Genomic DNA, 15,974 nt, shown 5'->3' with positions numbered 1-15,974 from the left:
ACTACCGAGATCACTACCGGCGTCACTATCAGGAGGGAACGCGCGGACGGAGGTTGACGATCCGTCGCCGCGCCCCCTGCCCGAGCGCCGCCCGGCGGCCGCGCGCCTCCAGCAGCAGCGCGAGCGCGAGCAGTCCGGCGCCCAGCACCCCGAACCCCCAGGGCACATACGTCGTGAAGGCGAGGACCAGCTGCCGCTGCGAGGTGACCAGCTCGACCGTGTGGGCGACGTAGTCCTCGCGCATCTTCACGTGCCCGGAGAAGACGGTCACCCGGTCCCGGCCACCGAGCAGCGTGCCGCCGCGCAGCTCCTCGCGGTGGATCTCCTGCCCGTTGACGGGCGCGCCGGTGGTGGGCTCGACCCAGAACATCCGCTTGGTGGTGTACCAGCGGGAGGTCCCGGCCTTGCGGACGGTCTCCGGGGTGATGCCGTCGACCGGCATGGTCTTGGGCAGCGGGACCTTGGTCCAGGGGATGGTCTGCTCGAAGTAGTACACCGTCAGACCGCGGAACTGGCGGGTGCCCTGGTAGTGGATGGGCGCGGAGGTGCGGGTCTGGGCGTCGAAGTAGCGGTAGTCGCGCTTCTCGGTGAGGAACGGCCACTTGTACTCGATGCCCTCGCGGCGCACGGCGTCGCCGTCGACGTGCTCGCCGCCCGCGTGCACGGGGTCCTGGGTGTGGGCGTCGAAGACGTAGCGCTCGGGGATGCGGGAGACCATCTTGCCGTCGGGGCCCTGGATGTACGAGAGGGCGTCCCAGACGACGACGTCGCGCCCGGTCTCCGCGCCGACCTTCTTCGCCGCGCCCACGTTCCCGCGCAGGGTCTGCACGATGCTGACCTTGGGGACCGTACGGGGCTTCATCGTCGCGTAGTCGAGCAGAGTGGCGGGGCGGGCCTCCAGGACCGCCGTCTGGTACTCGCTGGGCGGGATCTTGGCGAGCCGGGGGAAGGCGTACCAGCGCACCAGCGGCGCGAGGGCGGCGAAGAAGACGGCGAAGGCGAGCAGCACCAGGCTGGCTTTGCGGCGCATGGCGGGGTGTCCCTCCCTCAGGGGCGCTCGGGGACGGTGGTGAGCAGCGGCTTGGGGGAGGTGGTGCCGCTGGGGGCGCCGATGGCCGTCACCGTGAAGACGAGGGCGAGGGCGGCGGCGAGTCCGATCGCGGCGGCGGCGAGGGCGCGCATGCGGGCCTCCCGTGGTTCCAGTGACGACAACTGACAGGGCGTCAGTTTCAGCCGGGGCTGGGCACCGTAGCAACGAGCGGCGCGAATGAGAACACGCAAGCCCGAAACGCGAAACGCGCCGCCCCCGGGCCCGGTGGGGGCTCGGGGGCGGCGCGCTGGGTGCCCTGGCGGCGGCTGCCTAGGAGGCGGCGGCCGGGGTGACCTTCAGCTCGACGTCCAGGACGGCGCCGTCAGCTGTCGTGAGGCGGAGCAGATAGGTGCCCGCGTGCTCGTCGGTCAGGACCTTCGGAAGCATCAGCTGTCCGAGGGCGTTGGTCTTCAGCCCGGTCAGGGTGCGGACCGGCTTGTCCTCGGCGTCGAGGAAGTACGGGCCCTTGTCGTTCGGCTCGGGCTTCTTGGCGTCCTTGATCATGGTCGCGGTGACCGGGACGCCCGCCGCGACCTTGCCCTTGTAGGTCGCCTTGACGGTGAGGAGATCGGTGAAGGAGCCACCGGCCTCGGCCGTCAGGACGCCGTCCCCGAGGCGGGCCAGCGCGTCGGCCTGCGGTACGGGGCGGGGCTTGACGGTCCCGGCGTAGTCGACCGGGGCCACCTTGTCGCGCCCGACGGCCGTGGCACGCAGCGTGAACGAACCGGCCTTCTCGCCCGCGAGCATCTTGGGCGCGGTGACGGTGCCATCGGGGCCGGTGAGCAGGGTGATGGAACGGACGAGGCCGATGAAGCGGGCGCTCGTCTCGCCGCGGATCTCGTACTTCACGCGCGCCGCCGCCACCGGCTTGCCCTTGGCGTCCACCGCGAGGACCTTGGGGGACCGGCTGAACGTCTCACCGGCGGTGGCGGTGAGCTGCTGGGCGCCGATCGCGGTCAGCTTGGCGGTGCCGGTGGGCTTGGGTGCGGGGGTGGTGGGCGGCGTGGTCGGCGGGGTGGGGAGGGTCGGACCGGGCGTCTGCCCGGGACCCTCGTCGCTCGGATCGGGCGAGGGGGAGGTGGAGCCGCCGCGCCCGTCGTCGGTCTCGTCGGGCTCGTCGGGCTTGGGCAGGGTGTGCGCCCCGCCGTTGCCCTTCCCGGGACCCTTGTCCTTGTCCTTGTCCTTGCCGGATTCCTTCGAGCCGGACTGGGAGCCCTGCTTCGAGCCGTCCCCGGACGGCTCGCTCCGCTCCGAGGGCAGCACACCGGCGCCATCGGGAACCTCGTGGGTACCGCTCTTGTAGTACTCGAACCACGACAGGACCGTGTTCAGGTACTCCTGCGAGCGGTTGTAGCCGAGGATCGCGGCGTTCAGGTCCTTCTGGACGGACAGGTCACGGTTGTTGGCACACAGGTAGTTGCCCGCGGCGAGCGCCGCGTCATAGATGTTGTTGGGGTCGCTGCGCCCGTCCCCGTTGCCGTCCTGGCCCCAGCCCGCCCAGGTGGACGGGATGAACTGCATGGGGCCGACGGCCCGGTCGTGGGTGGTGTCCCCGTCGAACTCGCCGCCGTCGCTGTCCTTGATCAGGGCGAAGCCGTCGCCGTTGAGAGCCGGGCCGAGGATGGGGCTGACGGTCGTCCCCTCCTGGTCCACGTTGCCGCCGCGGGCCTGGCCGGACTCGACCTTGCCGATCGCGGCCAGCAGCTGCCACGGCAGGTTGCAGCCGGGCTTGGACTCCCTGAGCGCCGCCTCCGCCTTCTTGTACGCGGCCAGCACGCTCGCCGGGATGCCCGCCTGGGCCTTGGCGCTGCTGCCCGGGAATCCCGGCAGGTCGACCGAGGAGCCCGGCTTGTCCGGCTTGGTCAGGGGCGGCAGATCGGTGTGGTACGAGCCGCCGCCGTCGATGGGCGTATCGGGCGACGGCTGCGCCCCACTGGCCCGGTCCCGGTCCCGGTGATCCCCGTCGCCGTAGTCCTGCGCGGCGAACCCGGGCGCCTGGGATGCGGTGAGGGCGGCCATCGCGGCCGCCGCCACCGCCGTCGTGGCCGCCCCCTTACGCAGACGTCGGCCGATAAGCGGTGCCATCCGTGTGTCCCTCCCGTCGAACACAATGCGCTCCCCCGCGCGTCAACCCTGGTGACACTACGACAACTTAGGGCCCGCGACTACCGCTGCCCACCGCCCGTCAGCGGCCATTCGGAGGCGGCGTGTTGACAGGTTCCACCAGGCGTCGGCTCAGTGGGCGGCCGACTCCCAGTCGGTACCGACACCCACCGACACATCCAGCGGAGCGCGCAGTTGGAACGCACCGGCCATCTCGCGCCGCACCAGCTCCTCCACGCGCTCCCGCTCCCCCGGCGCGATCTCCAGCACGATTTCGTCGTGCACCTGGAGCAGCATCCGCGACGAGAGTTCGCCTGCCGTCAACGCGGCGTCCACCTTCAGCATCGCGATCTTGACGATGTCGGCGGCGGTGCCCTGGATCGGGGCGTTGAGCGCCATCCGCTCGGCCATCTCGCGGCGCTGCCGGTTGTCGCTGGTGAGGTCGGGGAGGTAGCGGCGGCGGCCGAGCATGGTCTCCGTGTAGCCGATGGCGCGCGCTTCCTCCACGACCCGCTGCAGATAGTCGCGGACCCCGCCGAACCGCTCGAAGAAGGTGTCCATGAGGCGGCGCGCCTCGTCCGGGCCGATGCCCAGCTGCCCGGAGAGGCCGAACGCCGAGAGCCCGTATGCCAGGCCGTACGACATGGCCTTGATCTTGCGCCGCATCTCCGGGTCGACCTCGGACTTGTCGACGCCGAACACCTGGGAGGCGACCGTGGTGTGCAGGTCCTCACCGGAGGTGAACGCCTCGATCAGGCCGTCGTCCTCGGAGAGATGGGCCATCACGCGCAGCTCGATCTGGCTGTAGTCGGCGGTCATCAGGGACTCGAAGCCCTCGCCGACGACGAAGCCGCGCCGGATCGCCCGGCCCTCGTCCGTACGCACCGGGATGTTCTGCAGGTTGGGGTCGGTCGACGACAGCCGGCCGGTCGCCGCCACGGTCTGGTTGAAGGTGGTGTGGATGCGGCCGCTGGAGGAGATCGTCTTGATCAGCCCCTCCACGGTGGAGCGCAGCCGGGCCTGCTCCCGGTGGCGCAGCATGATCACCGGGAGTTCGTGGTCGGTCTGCGCGGCCAGCCAGGCGAGCGCGTCGGCGTCCGTCGTGTACCCGGTCTTGGTCTTCTTCGTCTTCGGCAGGCCCAGCTCGTTGAAGAGCACTTCCTGGAGCTGCTTGGGCGAGCCGAGGTTGAACTCGTGGCCCACCGCGGCGTGCGCCTCCTTCACCGCCTGCTGGACGGCGCCCGCGAACTGCTGCTCCATGCCCTCCAGCCAGCCGCGGTCGGCGGCGATACCGGAGCGCTCCAGCCGGGCCAGCAGCTCGGAGGTGGGCAGCTCCACATCGCTCAGCAGCCCGGCCGCGCCGACCTCCTCCAGCCGCCCGCGGAACGCCTCGCCGAGGTCGAGCACCGTACGCGCCTTGATCATCAGGGCGTCCTGCTCGGCCTGTTCGTCGGCGCCGAAGGCGAGCTGCCCGCTGTCGGCGGCCGCCGCAGGGGACAGCTCACGGCCCAGGTACTCAACCGACAGGGCGTCCAGCTCGAAGGAACGGCGGCCCGGCTTGACCAGATACGCGGAGAGCGCGGTGTCCATCGAGACGCCCGCGACGGACCAGCCGTGCTCGGCGAAGACCCGCATGGTGCCCTTGGCGTTGTGCAGCACCTTCGGCCGGTCCGGGTCGGCGATCCAGGCCGCGAAGGCCCGATCGTCGGCCTCGTCCAGCTCGGTCGGGTCGAAGCACACGGCGGGCCCGCCCGCGGTGGCGAGCGCGATCTCGCTGACGCTGCCGCTGCCCAGCGCCCAGGTGTCCACGGTGGCCAGGCCCAGCGGCTCGGCGCCGCGGTCCGCCAGCCAGGGCGCCAGCTCGCCCGCGGCGAGCGTCACCCCGTCGACCTCGACGCCGGGGGCCGCAGCGGCGGGCTCCTCCTCGGCCGCGCCCGGGTCGACGGCCAGGATCCGGTCGCGGAAGTTCTGGTGACGGAACTCCAGCGCGTCCAGAACCACGGACATCGCGGCGCGGTCGTACGGCACGCGCTTGAGGCCGTCGGGGCCAGTGCCCAGCTCCACGTCCCTGACCAGCTCGGTCAGCTGGCGGTTGAGCTTGACGGCGTCCAGGTGATCGCGCAGCTTCTCGCCGACCTTGCCCTTGACCTCGTCGACCCGGTCCACCAGCTCCTGGAACGACCCGAACTGGTTGATCCACTTCGCGGCGGTCTTCTCGCCGACCCCCGGGATGCCGGGCAGGTTGTCCGACGGGTCGCCGCGCAGCGCCGCGAAGTCCGGGTACTGGCGCGGGGTGAGGCCGTACTTCTCCTGGACCTTCTCGGGGGTGAACCGGGTCAGCTCGGAGACGCCCTTGGTCGGGTAGAGGACCGTCACATGGTCGCTGACCAGCTGGAACGAATCGCGGTCACCGGTGACGATCAGCACCTCGAAGCCCTCGGCCTCGGCCTGGGTGGCCAGGGTGGCGATCACGTCGTCCGCCTCGAAGCCGTCCACCGCGAAGCGCGTGACGTTCATCGTGTCGAGCAGCTCGCCGATCAGCTCGACCTGCCCCTTGAACTCGTCCGGGCTCTTGGAGCGGTTCGCCTTGTACTCCGTGAACTGCTCGGAGCGCCAGGTCTTGCGCGAGACGTCGAACGCCACCGCCAGGTGCGTGGGCTGCTCATCACGGAGCGTGTTCGCCAGCATCGAGGTGAAGCCGTAGATCGCGTTGGTCGTCTGGCCGGAGGTCGTGCTGAAATTCTCCGCCGGCAGCGCGAAGAACGCCCGGTATGCCAGGGAATGCCCGTCCAGCAGGAGCAGGCGGGGACGGTCGTCCCCCGTGCGGTCGGGGGCGGGCGCTGCGGTCTTCTTCGATGCTTTCTCTGCCACGCCCCCGATCCTGCCACGCCCCACTGACAACGCTCCCCGCCTCCCACCCCCGGCGGCCTCCCGGGTGACCCCGAAGTCGGTGACTCATGAAAGGATCGAAGGGGAACAGGCCCTGCACACGCCGAGCCAAAAAAGGGGAGCGACATGGCAGCCAAGCCACCCGCAGGCGATCCGATCCAGGACGCGCCCGAGGTCGCACCCCCGAAACACGCCGCCGCCGGGCTCACCGCGGTCGGTCACTCGCTGCGCATCGCCCATCAGCAGATGGGAATCCGCCGCACCGCCCTCACCCTCATGCGGGTCAACCAGAAGAACGGCTTCGACTGCCCGGGCTGCGCCTGGCCCGAGGGCGACAAGCGGCACGCGGCCGAGTTCTGCGAGAACGGCGCGAAGGCCGTCGCCGAGGAGGCGACCCTGCGCCAGGTCACCCCCGACTTCTTCGCCGCCCACCCGGTGGCCGACCTCGCCACCCGCAGCGGCTACTGGCTCGGCCAGCAGGGGCGGCTCACCCAGCCCATGTTCCTGGACGAGGGCTCGGGCGCGTACGAGCCGGTGAGCTGGGACCGCGCGTTCGACCTCATCGCCGACGAGCTGAACGCCCTGGACTCCCCCGACGAGGCTCTCTTCTACACCTCCGGCCGCACCAGCAACGAGGCCGCGTTCCTCTACCAGCTCTTCGCCCGCGAGTTCGGCACCAACAACCTGCCGGACTGCTCCAACATGTGCCACGAGTCCTCGGGCTCCGCGCTGACCGAGACCCTGGGCGTCGGCAAGGGCAGCGTGTCCCTGGAGGATCTCCACAAGGCCGACCTGATCATCGTCGCCGGGCAGAACCCGGGCACCAACCACCCGCGCATGCTCTCCGCCCTGGAGAAGGCGAAGGGCAACGGCGCGAACATCATCTCCATCAACCCGCTGCCCGAGGCGGGTCTGGAGCGGTTCAAGAACCCGCAGAACGCCAAGGGGCTCGCGGGCGGCGGCACCTCGCTCACCGATCTTTTCCTGCAGATCCGGATCGGCGGCGACCAGGCCCTCTTCCGCCTCCTCAACAAGCTGATACTGGAGGCATCCGACAACGCCGCCAGCACAGAAGACGGCGTGATCGACGAGGACTTCATCCGCGAGCACACCCACGGCTTCGAGGAGTTCGCCGCCGCGGCCCGCGCCGCCGACTGGGACGAGACGCTGCGCGCCACCGGCCTGACCCGGGACGAGATCGAGCGCGCGCTGCGCATGGTCCTCGCCTCGAAGCGCACCATCGTCTGCTGGGCCATGGGCCTGACCCAGCACAAGCACTCGGTGCCCACCATCCGCGAGGTCGTGAACTTCCTGCTGCTGCGCGGCAACGTCGGCCGCCCCGGCGCCGGGGTGTGCCCGGTGCGCGGCCACAGCAATGTGCAGGGCGACCGCACCATGGGCATCTTCGAGCGGCCCGCCCCGGCCTTCCTGGACGCCCTGGAGAAGGAGTTCGGCTTCGCCCCGCCGCGCGAGCACGGCCTCGATGTCGTCGACTCCATCCGCGCCCTGCGCGACGGCCGGGCCAAGGTCTTCTTCGCCATGGGCGGCAACTTCGTGGCCGCCTCCCCCGACACCGACGTCACCGAGGCCGCCATGCGCGTCGCCCGGCTGACCGTCCACGTCTCCACCAAGCTCAACCGCTCGCACGTGGTCACCGGCACCCGCGCCCTGATCCTGCCCACCCTCGGCCGCTCGGACCGGGACATCCAGGACGGCGGGCCGCAGTTCGTCACCGTCGAGGACTCGATGGGCATGGTGCACGCCTCGCGCGGCAGGCTGGAACCCGCGAGCCCGCACCTGCTCTCCGAACCGGCCATCGTCTGCCGGCTGGCCCGGCGGGTGCTCGACCCCGAAAGCGCCACCCCCTGGGCGGAGTTCGAGCGCGACTACGCCACGGTCCGTGACCGGATCGCGGCCGTCATCCCCGGGTTCGAGGACTTCAACACCCGGGTCGCCAACCCGTCCGGCTTCGCGCTGCCGCACGCCCCGCGCGACAGCCGCAGCTTCCCCACCACCACCGGCAAGGCCAACTTCACCGCCGCCCCGGTCGAGTACCCCAAGGCCCCGGAGGGGCGGCTGCTGCTGCAGACCCTGCGCTCCCACGACCAGTACAACACCACCATCTACGGCCTCGACGACCGCTACCGCGGCATCAAGAACGGCCGCCGGGTGGTGCTGATCCACCCCGAGGACGCCCGCGAGCGGGGGCTCGCCGACGGCGCGTACTGCGACCTGGTCAGCGAGTGGACGGACGGCACCGAGCGGCGCGCCGCCGGGTTCCGGGTGGTCCACTACCCGACCACCCGGGGCTGCGCCGCCTCGTACTACCCGGAGACCAACGTCCTGGTCCCGCTGGACTCCACCGCCGACACCAGCAACACCCCGGCCAGCAAGTCCGTGGTGATCCGGCTGGAGCCCACCCACCCCGTCTAAGCGTCCGCTCAGCGCGCCTGATAAGAAGCCTGTATACGAAGGTGGACACCGCACACAACCGAACGGAGCCGGTCCCGATGGGCGAGCAGGCCAGCGTGAAGTTCCCGCAAGAGGTCATCGACGAGTACGCGGCGCTCGGCGTCGACCTCCCCGCGCTGTTCTCCGCCGGTCACCTCGGCACCCGCATGGGCGTGCAGATCCTCGAAGCCTCGGCGGAGCGGGTCGTGGGCACCATGCCCGTCGAGGGCAACACCCAGCCGTACGGCCTGCTGCACGGCGGCGCCTCCGCCGTGCTGGCCGAGACCCTCGGCTCGGTGGGCTCCATGCTGCACGGCGGCAGCGGCCGGATCGCGGTGGGCGTCGACCTCAACTGCACCCACCACCGCGGGGTGCGCTCCGGTCTGGTCACCGGGGTGGCCACGCCCGTCCACCGGGGGCGCTCGACCGCCACGTACGAGATCGTCATCAGCGACGAGCAGGACCGCCGGGTGTGCACCGCCCGGCTGACCTGCCTGCTGCGCACGGCGGAGGGCCTGCCGAAGCCGTAACACCCCAGCTCACACACGGCGCCACCCCCGGATCCCGGGGGTGGCGCTTTCGCGTGCGGGGCCTGCGAAACCGGCCTCGCGAGCCTCGGTGAAGTAGGCCGGAATCCCTCCCCCCGGTTGTAACACTCCGTAATACTTGCGCAATACAAGATCAGGCGGCTTCGCCGCGTGACGTCATCGATGATGATCTCCGCTCGCGGGCATGAGCACATCACTCCATGCATCGCTCACGAGTTCCCCTCACTCCTTAGCGGAACTGCAGCTTCTCACTATCCGGACCTCACGGATTGACCGTATACACCCGTTTTGTCCTTTCCGTTCCGCTACACCGACACAAGAACGTGACCTGTGTCATAACAAGACAGTCACATCATGGTCTGCACCTCTGCCACCTGCTGCGCCCCACGCTTAGAGTCACAGCCAGTCACGACCACGACGGGTGTTCGCCAGCACCCGTACGGCTGTTCAAGGTCCACCGGCGCGGACACGGCGTCCCAATCCAGAGGGACGGCCGGGCCAGGGAAAGGATTCTTCGTGCGACAGCGTTCCTTGCTCATCATGACGACCGCGATCACCGCGGGAGCCCTCACCCTCAGCGCCTGCGGTTCGCGCGGCCAGAACGACAGCGAGGACAAGGACAAGAAGACCACCGTCGTCATCGGTGTCGACGCCCCGCTCACCGGGTCGCTGTCGGCACTCGGCCAGGGCATCAAGAACGGCGTCGACCTCGCCGCCAAGGTGGCCACCAAGCAGAACGAGGTCCCCGGCGTCACGTTCAAGATCAAGCCCTACGACGACCAGGCGGTGCCGTCCTCCGGCAAGCAGAACGCCACCTCGATGGTCGACGACGACGCCATCCTCGGCACGGTCGGCCCGCTGAACTCCGGCGTCGCCCAGTCCATGCAGGGCGTCTTCGCCAAGGCGGACCTGGCCGAGGTCTCCCCGGCCAACACCAACCCGGCGCTGAGCCAGGGCGACGCCTGGGCGACGGGCAAGAAGTCCCGCCCGTTCAAGACCTACTTCCGCACCGCGACCACGGACATCATCCAGGGCCGCTTCGCCGCGCAGTACTTCTACAAGGACGCGAAGAAGCGGAAGGTCTTCGTCGTCGACGACAAGCAGACCTACGGCGCCGGACTCGCCAAGATCTTCGCGGAGGAGTTCAAGAGCCTCGGCGGCAAGGTCGTCGGCACCGACCACCTCACCGTCAAGGAGACCGACTTCTCCGGCATCGCGGGCAAGGTCAAGTCCACCGGCGCCGACTCCGTCTACTTCGGCGGCCAGTACCCCGAGGGCGGACTGCTGTCCGACCAGATCAAGCAGGCCGGTGCCAAGGTCCCGGTCATGGGCGGCGACGGCCTCTACGACCCCGCCTTCATCAAGGCCTCCGGCACCAGCAACGAGGGTGACCTCGCCACCTCCGTCGGCTACCCCGTCGAACAGCTCGCCTCCGCCAAGACGTTCGTCAAGAACTACGCGGCCGAGAACTACAAGGACCCGTACGGCGCCTACGGCGGCTACTCCTACGACGCCGCCTGGGCCATCATCCAGGCCGTCAAGGCCGTCGTCGCGGACAACGACGGCAAGGTCCCCGACGACGCCCGCGCCAAGGTCACCGAAGCGCTGGGCAAGGTCTCCTTCGACGGCGTGACCGGCAAGGTCGCCTTCGACGAGTACGGCGACACCACCAACAAGCAGCTGACCGTCTACCAGGTCAAGAACGGCGCCTGGAAGTCCGTGACGAGCAGGACCTTCAAGGACTAGCGCCTTCCCGGGGCACCACCCCCGCCCACCCACGCAAACGCAACCGCGCGAGGGCGCACACCAGCGCCCTCGCGCGGCGTCATATCCGACACGCTCATCGGAGGCCCTGCGGTGCACGAACTGCCGCAAACGCTGGTCAACGGCCTGACCCTCGGCGCTCTCTACGGCTTGATCGCCATCGGGTACACCATGGTCTACGGCATCGTCCAGCTCATCAACTTCGCCCACGGCGAGATCTTCATGATCGGGGGCTTCGGCGCCCTCACCGTCTATCTCTGGCTGCCGAGTGGCACCGCCCTCGCACTGGCCCTGCCGCTCATGCTCATCGGCGGCATCCTCGCCGCGGTCGCCATCGCCACGGCCGCCGAACGCTTCGCCTACCGACCCCTGCGCGGGGGCCCCCGACTGGCGCCCCTGATCACCGCGATCGGCCTGTCCATCGCACTCCAGCAGGCCATCTGGGCCTTCTACCCCGACGCCAAGAAGGCCCGCAGCTTCCCCCAGTTCGAGGGCAGCTCCTTCGAGGTCACGAGCAACCTGCACATCCAGCGCGGCGACGCCTTCCTGCTGATAGCCGCACCGCTGTGCATGCTCGCCCTGGGGCTGTTCGTCTCCAAGAGCCGGGCCGGACGCGCCATGCAGGCCACCGCGCAGGACCCCGACACCGCCAAGCTGATGGGCATCAACACCGACCGCATCATCGTGATGGCCTTCGCCATCGGCGGCGCCTTCGCCGCCGTCGCCGCCCTCTCCCACGGCCTCAAATACGGCCAGATCAACTTCGAGATGGGCTTCATCGCCGGGCTCAAGGCCTTCACCGCCGCCGTCCTCGGCGGCATCGGCAACATCTACGGCGCCATGCTCGGCGGCGTCGTCCTCGGCATCGCCGAGGCCCTGGCCATCAAATACATCCAGGACATCCCCGGGATGGACCAACTCGGCGGCGGAGCCTGGAAAGACGTCTGGGCCTTCACCCTGCTCATCGTCGTCCTGCTGGTCAGGCCCCAGGGGCTGCTCGGCGAACGCGTAGCGGACCGGGCGTAAGGGAGCGAGACGATGACCACCGACACAGCCAAGCCGGCCGCCTCCGACACGGCCCCGGCCGCGCGCACCACCCTGCTCCGGGCGCTCACCGCGGCCGGTGGCCTGGCCACCGTGGCCTCCACCTTCCTCGCCTGGACCTGGACCTCCGACTTCCCCGGCGAGCTCAACGTCTACGGCTACCCCGGCGGACTCCAGGTCCTCACCCTCGCCCTGGGCCTGGCCATCCTGGCGTTCGCCCTCGCCGCCCTGGACATCCGCGGACTGCGCTGGCTCACCCCCACCGGTTCCACCCAGGCCCTGCGGCTGCTGGCCCTCGGCGCCTTCGCCACCACCTGGTTCACCGTCCTCGCCATCGCCGTCGACCAAGGCGGCCTGGTCAACCTGGAACCGGGCGGCTGGGTCGCCGCCGTCGCCACCGCCGTACCCGTCGCCACCACGCTCCTGCTCCCCGACGACACCCGGCCCATCTGCCGCCCGAAGCAACTCCCCTCCTGGGCCGACATCCTCATCATCGCGGCCGTCTTCACCCTCGGCCTCTACGTCGTCAACTACGGCATCCAGACCGACGAGGACCACCCCGAGCCCTTCATCGGCTACCTCATCGCCCTGTGCTTCGCCGCCGCCGCGTTCCTCAAGGCCGGACTCATCACCCGGCTCAGCGGCCTCACCAGCGCCTACCGCTCCCTCACCCTGGTCGCGGCCCTGGTGACCGCCATGGTCTTCCCCTTCACCCAGGACAAGGCCAGCTACACCGAACTCGGCGTCAACATCGCCATCTTCGCGACCGTCGCCCTCGGCCTGAACATCGTCGTCGGCCTCGCCGGACTCCTCGACCTCGGCTACGTCGCCTTCCTCGGCGTCGGCGCCTACACCGCCGCCCTGGTCTCCGGAACCGCCGCCTCCACCATCGACGTCCAGTTCCCGTTCTGGGCCGCCATGCTCACCGGCGCCCTGGCCTCGCTCGTCTTCGGCGTCGTCATCGGCGCCCCCACCCTGCGGCTGCGCGGCGACTACCTCGCCATCGTCACCCTCGGCTTCGGCGAGATCTTCCGCATCGCCGTCAGCAACCTCGACGGCACCTCAGGGCCCTCCGTCACCAACGGCCCCAACGGCGTCCCCAACATCCCGCCGCTGGAGATCTTCGGCTTCAACTTCGACGACGAGCACAGCTTCGCCGGGTTCACCCTCGACTCCAACAGCAACTACTACCTGCTGATGCTGCTGGTCACCGTCGTGGTCGTCCTCATCTTCAGCCGGGCCGGGAACTCCCGCATCGGCCGCGCCTGGGTCGCCATCCGCGAAGACGAGACCGCCGCCACCGCCATGGGCATCAACGGCTTCCGCGTCAAGCTCATCGCCTTCGCCCTCGGCGCCACCCTCGCCGGAGTCGCGGGCACCATCTGGGCCCACGTCCAGACCACCGTCGTCCCCGAGCAGTACGTGTTCGCCGGACCCGTCCCGCCCAACTCCACCTTCCTGCTCGCCGCCGTCATCCTCGGCGGCATGGGCACCATCGGCGGCCCCCTGCTCGGCGCGGCCCTGCTCTTCCTCATCCCCGAGAAGCTGGAATTCCTCCAGGACTACCAGCTCCTCGCCTTCGGCATCGCGCTCATCCTGCTGATGCGCTTCCGCCCCGAGGGGATCATCCCCAACCGGCGGCAGCAGCTCGAATACCACGAGACGGGACAGCTCGACGTGCCCGACCAGGCCGCCCTGAGCGGCAGCGCCGTCGGCGTCACCAAGGCGGAGGCATGACAGACATGACCACGACCACAGTGGCGAAGGCCGCCCCCGTACTCACCGCCACCGGCGTCACGATGCGCTTCGGCGGACTCACCGCCGTACGCTCTGTCGACCTCGACGTCCACCCCGGCGAGATCGTCGGCCTCATCGGCCCCAACGGCGCGGGCAAGACCACCTTCTTCAACTGCCTCACCGGCCTCTACGTCCCCACCGAGGGCCGCGTCTCCTACCGGGGCACCGTCCTGCCGCCGAAACCCCATCTGGTCACCCAGGCCGGGGTCGCCCGCACCTTCCAGAACATCCGCCTCTTCGCCAACATGACCGTCCTGGAGAACGTCCTCGTCGGACGGCACACCCGCACCAAGGAAGGGCTGTGGTCAGCCCTCCTGCGCGGCCCCGGCTTCAAACGCGCCGAAGCCGCCTCCAAGCAACGGGCCATGGAACTCCTGGAGTTCACCGGCCTCGCCGCCAAGGCCGACCACCTCTCCCGCAACCTCCCCTACGGCGAACAGCGCAAGCTGGAGATCGCCCGCGCCCTGGCCAGCGACCCCGGACTGCTGCTCCTCGACGAGCCGACGGCGGGCATGAACCCCCAGGAGACCCGGGCCACCGAGGAACTCGTCTTCGCCATCCGCGACACGGGTACCGCCGTCCTCGTCATCGAGCACGACATGCGCTTCATCTTCAACCTGTGCGACCGGGTCGCCGTACTCGTCCAGGGCGAGAAGCTGGTCGAGGGCAGCTCCGAGGTCGTCCAGAGCGACGAACGCGTCATCGCCGCCTACCTCGGCACCCCCTTCGAGGGCGCGCCCGGAGCGGAAGAAGCCGCAGCGGTCGAGGCGGCCGAGGACCAGGCCGCCGCCCAGCACGGCACCACCGCACGTACGGAGGACGGACAGTGACCGCACTGCTCGAGGTCGAGGACCTCCGGGTCGCCTACGGCAAGATCGAGGCCGTCAAGGGCATCTCGTTCAGCGTCGAGGCCGGCCAGGTCGTCACCCTCATCGGCACCAACGGCGCGGGCAAGACGACCACCCTGCGCACCCTCTCCGGCCTGCTCGCCCCGCTCGGCGGCACCATCCGCTTCAACGGCCATCCGCTGAGCGGCGTCCCCGCGCACAAGATCGTCGCCCTGGGGCTGGCGCACTCCCCCGAGGGACGGCATATCTTCCCCCGGCTGACGATCGCCGAGAACCTCCAGCTCGGGGCGTTTCTCCGCAAGGACGCCGACGGAATCGCCGCGGACGTACGGAAGGTGTACGACCTCTTCCCCATCCTCGGCGAACGCCGCACCCAGGCGGCCGGCACCCTCTCCGGCGGCGAACAGCAGATGCTCGCCATGGGCCGCGCCCTGATGTGCCGCCCGAAGCTGCTGATGCTGGACGAACCCTCGATGGGGCTCTCGCCGATCATGATGCAGAAGATCATGCAGACCATCGCCGAGCTGAAGTCGCAGGGCACCACGATCCTGCTGGTCGAGCAGAACGCCCAGGCGGCGCTGTCCCTGGCCGATCAGGGCCATGTGATGGAGATCGGCAAGATCGTGCTGTCCGGGACGGGGGAGGCACTGCTGCACGACGAGTCCGTGCGGAAGGCATACCTCGGCGAGGACTGAGGGTGCTGACGCGAGGAGGGGAGGCCCGTCCGTGTTCGGATGGGCCTCCCCTCCTCGCTCCCTACTCCTTGCCCTTCTTCTCGGCCGCGTCCGCGATGACCGCCTCGGCCACCTGCTGCATCGACAGCCGCCGGTCCATGGAGGTCTTCTGGATCCAGCGGAACGCGGCCGGTTCGGTCAGTCCGTACTCCGTCTGCAGAACGCTCTTGGCCCGGTCCACCAGCTTGCGGGTCTCCAGCCGCAGGGAGAGGTCGGCGACCTCCTGCTCCAGCGTCTTCAGCTCGGTGAAGCGGGAGACGGCCATCTCGATGGCGGGCACCACGTCGCTCTTGCTGAACGGCTTCACGAGATACGCCATCGCCCCGGCGTCCCGGGCCCGGTCGACCAGTTCGCGCTGCGAGAACGCGGTCAGCATGAGGACGGGCGCGATGCGGTCGGCCGCGATGCGCTCGGCGGCGGAAATCCCGTCGAGGACCGGCATCTTCACATCGAGGATGACGAGGTCGGGCCGGTGCTCCCGAGCGAGCGCGACGGCCGTCTCACCGTCTCCCGCCTCGCCGACGACGGAGTACCCCTCCTCTTCGAGCATCTCCTTCAGGTCGAGGCGGATGAGGGCCTCGTCCTCGGCGATGACGACGCGGGTGGTGTATGGGGGAACGTGCGACTGCTCGTCGACGGGCTCGGTGGCGCTCACGGGGCTCCTCGTTCATGGCAGGTGCTGCACCTCGAGCCTACCTGCGCGACG

At 69.8% G+C, this 15,974-nt stretch carries 12 protein-coding genes; 7 read left to right on the top strand and 5 right to left on the bottom strand.

The features are described 5' to 3' along the window. Positions 1-28 precede the first annotated feature (28 nt). The 4 genes from ACWC5C_RS02510 to polA all read right to left on the bottom strand — a co-directional run bounded on the left by ACWC5C_RS02510 (position 29) and on the right by polA (position 6,064). Positions 29-1,030, bottom strand: coding sequence for a DUF3068 domain-containing protein (locus ACWC5C_RS02510; RefSeq protein WP_450872916.1), 1,002 nt, complete (start codon positions 1,028-1,030; stop codon positions 29-31). Between the two features lie 17 nt (positions 1,031-1,047). Beyond that, entirely contained in the window at positions 1,048-1,182 is a 135-nt protein-coding gene (locus ACWC5C_RS02505; protein WP_385445119.1) for an SPW_0924 family protein, read from the bottom strand. Between the two features lie 178 nt (positions 1,183-1,360). Beyond that, complete coding sequence (locus ACWC5C_RS02500; RefSeq protein ID WP_450872914.1) at positions 1,361-3,175, bottom strand: lytic transglycosylase domain-containing protein; 1,815 nt, start codon at positions 3,173-3,175, stop codon at positions 1,361-1,363. A 150-nt stretch (positions 3,176-3,325) separates the two neighbouring features. After that, complete coding sequence (polA, locus tag ACWC5C_RS02495) at positions 3,326-6,064, bottom strand: DNA polymerase I (protein ID WP_450872913.1); 2,739 nt, start codon at positions 6,062-6,064, stop codon at positions 3,326-3,328. A 144-nt stretch (positions 6,065-6,208) separates the two neighbouring features. On the opposite strand from polA, the gene ACWC5C_RS02490 reads away from it, so the two are divergent. From ACWC5C_RS02490 to ACWC5C_RS02460, 7 genes are all read left to right on the top strand, one after another. After that, a complete protein-coding gene (locus ACWC5C_RS02490) occupies positions 6,209-8,515 on the top strand; it encodes an FdhF/YdeP family oxidoreductase (protein WP_450872911.1) in 2,307 nt (768 codons plus the stop codon). A 77-nt stretch (positions 8,516-8,592) separates the two neighbouring features. Further along, the gene (locus ACWC5C_RS02485) at positions 8,593-9,063 is read left to right on the top strand and encodes a hotdog fold thioesterase (protein WP_450872909.1); all 471 of its coding nucleotides are present in this window, start codon (positions 8,593-8,595) and stop codon (positions 9,061-9,063) included. A gap of 534 nt (positions 9,064-9,597) precedes the next feature. Beyond that, the gene (locus tag ACWC5C_RS02480; RefSeq protein WP_450872907.1) at positions 9,598-10,827 is read left to right on the top strand and encodes a branched-chain amino acid ABC transporter substrate-binding protein; all 1,230 of its coding nucleotides are present in this window, start codon (positions 9,598-9,600) and stop codon (positions 10,825-10,827) included. A gap of 111 nt (positions 10,828-10,938) precedes the next feature. Continuing rightward, positions 10,939-11,871 carry a branched-chain amino acid ABC transporter permease gene (locus ACWC5C_RS02475; RefSeq protein WP_385445107.1) on the top strand — a complete coding sequence of 311 codons (933 nt, stop codon included), beginning with the start codon at positions 10,939-10,941 and terminating at the stop codon, positions 11,869-11,871. Between the two features lie 12 nt (positions 11,872-11,883). After that, positions 11,884-13,626, top strand: coding sequence for a branched-chain amino acid ABC transporter permease (locus ACWC5C_RS02470; RefSeq protein WP_450872905.1), 1,743 nt, complete (start codon positions 11,884-11,886; stop codon positions 13,624-13,626). Then, positions 13,623-14,516: an ABC transporter ATP-binding protein gene (locus tag ACWC5C_RS02465; RefSeq protein WP_450872903.1), complete on the top strand. Its 894-nt coding sequence runs from the start codon at positions 13,623-13,625 to the stop codon at positions 14,514-14,516. Before ACWC5C_RS02470 ends, ACWC5C_RS02465 begins: the two co-directional genes overlap by 4 nt. Then, a complete protein-coding gene (locus ACWC5C_RS02460; protein ID WP_450872901.1) occupies positions 14,513-15,229 on the top strand; it encodes an ABC transporter ATP-binding protein in 717 nt (238 codons plus the stop codon). Before ACWC5C_RS02465 ends, ACWC5C_RS02460 begins: the two co-directional genes overlap by 4 nt. A 61-nt stretch (positions 15,230-15,290) precedes the next feature. On the opposite strand, the gene ACWC5C_RS02455 is transcribed toward ACWC5C_RS02460, so the two are convergent. Further along, complete coding sequence (locus ACWC5C_RS02455; protein ID WP_450872899.1) at positions 15,291-15,923, bottom strand: ANTAR domain-containing response regulator; 633 nt, start codon at positions 15,921-15,923, stop codon at positions 15,291-15,293. Positions 15,924-15,974 lie beyond the last annotated feature (51 nt).

The organism is Streptomyces sp. NPDC001700 (assembly GCF_053596435.1).
This window is presented reverse-complemented; position numbering and strand designations above follow the sequence as displayed.

What these genes read in the sequence shown, in the direction of transcription:
- ACWC5C_RS02485 (WP_450872909.1), top strand. Translation starts at nt 8,593, where the DNA reads ATGGGCGAGCAGGCCAGCGTGAAGTTCCCGCAAGAGGTCATCGACGAG.
- ACWC5C_RS02490 (WP_450872911.1), top strand. Translation starts at nt 6,209, where the DNA reads ATGGCAGCCAAGCCACCCGCAGGCGATCCGATCCAGGACGCGCCCGAG.
- ACWC5C_RS02510 (WP_450872916.1), bottom strand. Translation starts at nt 1,030, where the DNA reads ATGCGCCGCAAAGCCAGCCTGGTGCTGCTCGCCTTCGCCGTCTTCTTC.
- ACWC5C_RS02500 (WP_450872914.1), bottom strand. Translation starts at nt 3,175, where the DNA reads ATGGCACCGCTTATCGGCCGACGTCTGCGTAAGGGGGCGGCCACGACG.
- ACWC5C_RS02465 (WP_450872903.1), top strand. Translation starts at nt 13,623, where the DNA reads ATGACAGACATGACCACGACCACAGTGGCGAAGGCCGCCCCCGTACTC.
- ACWC5C_RS02470 (WP_450872905.1), top strand. Translation starts at nt 11,884, where the DNA reads ATGACCACCGACACAGCCAAGCCGGCCGCCTCCGACACGGCCCCGGCC.
- ACWC5C_RS02505 (WP_385445119.1), bottom strand. Translation starts at nt 1,182, where the DNA reads ATGCGCGCCCTCGCCGCCGCCGCGATCGGACTCGCCGCCGCCCTCGCC.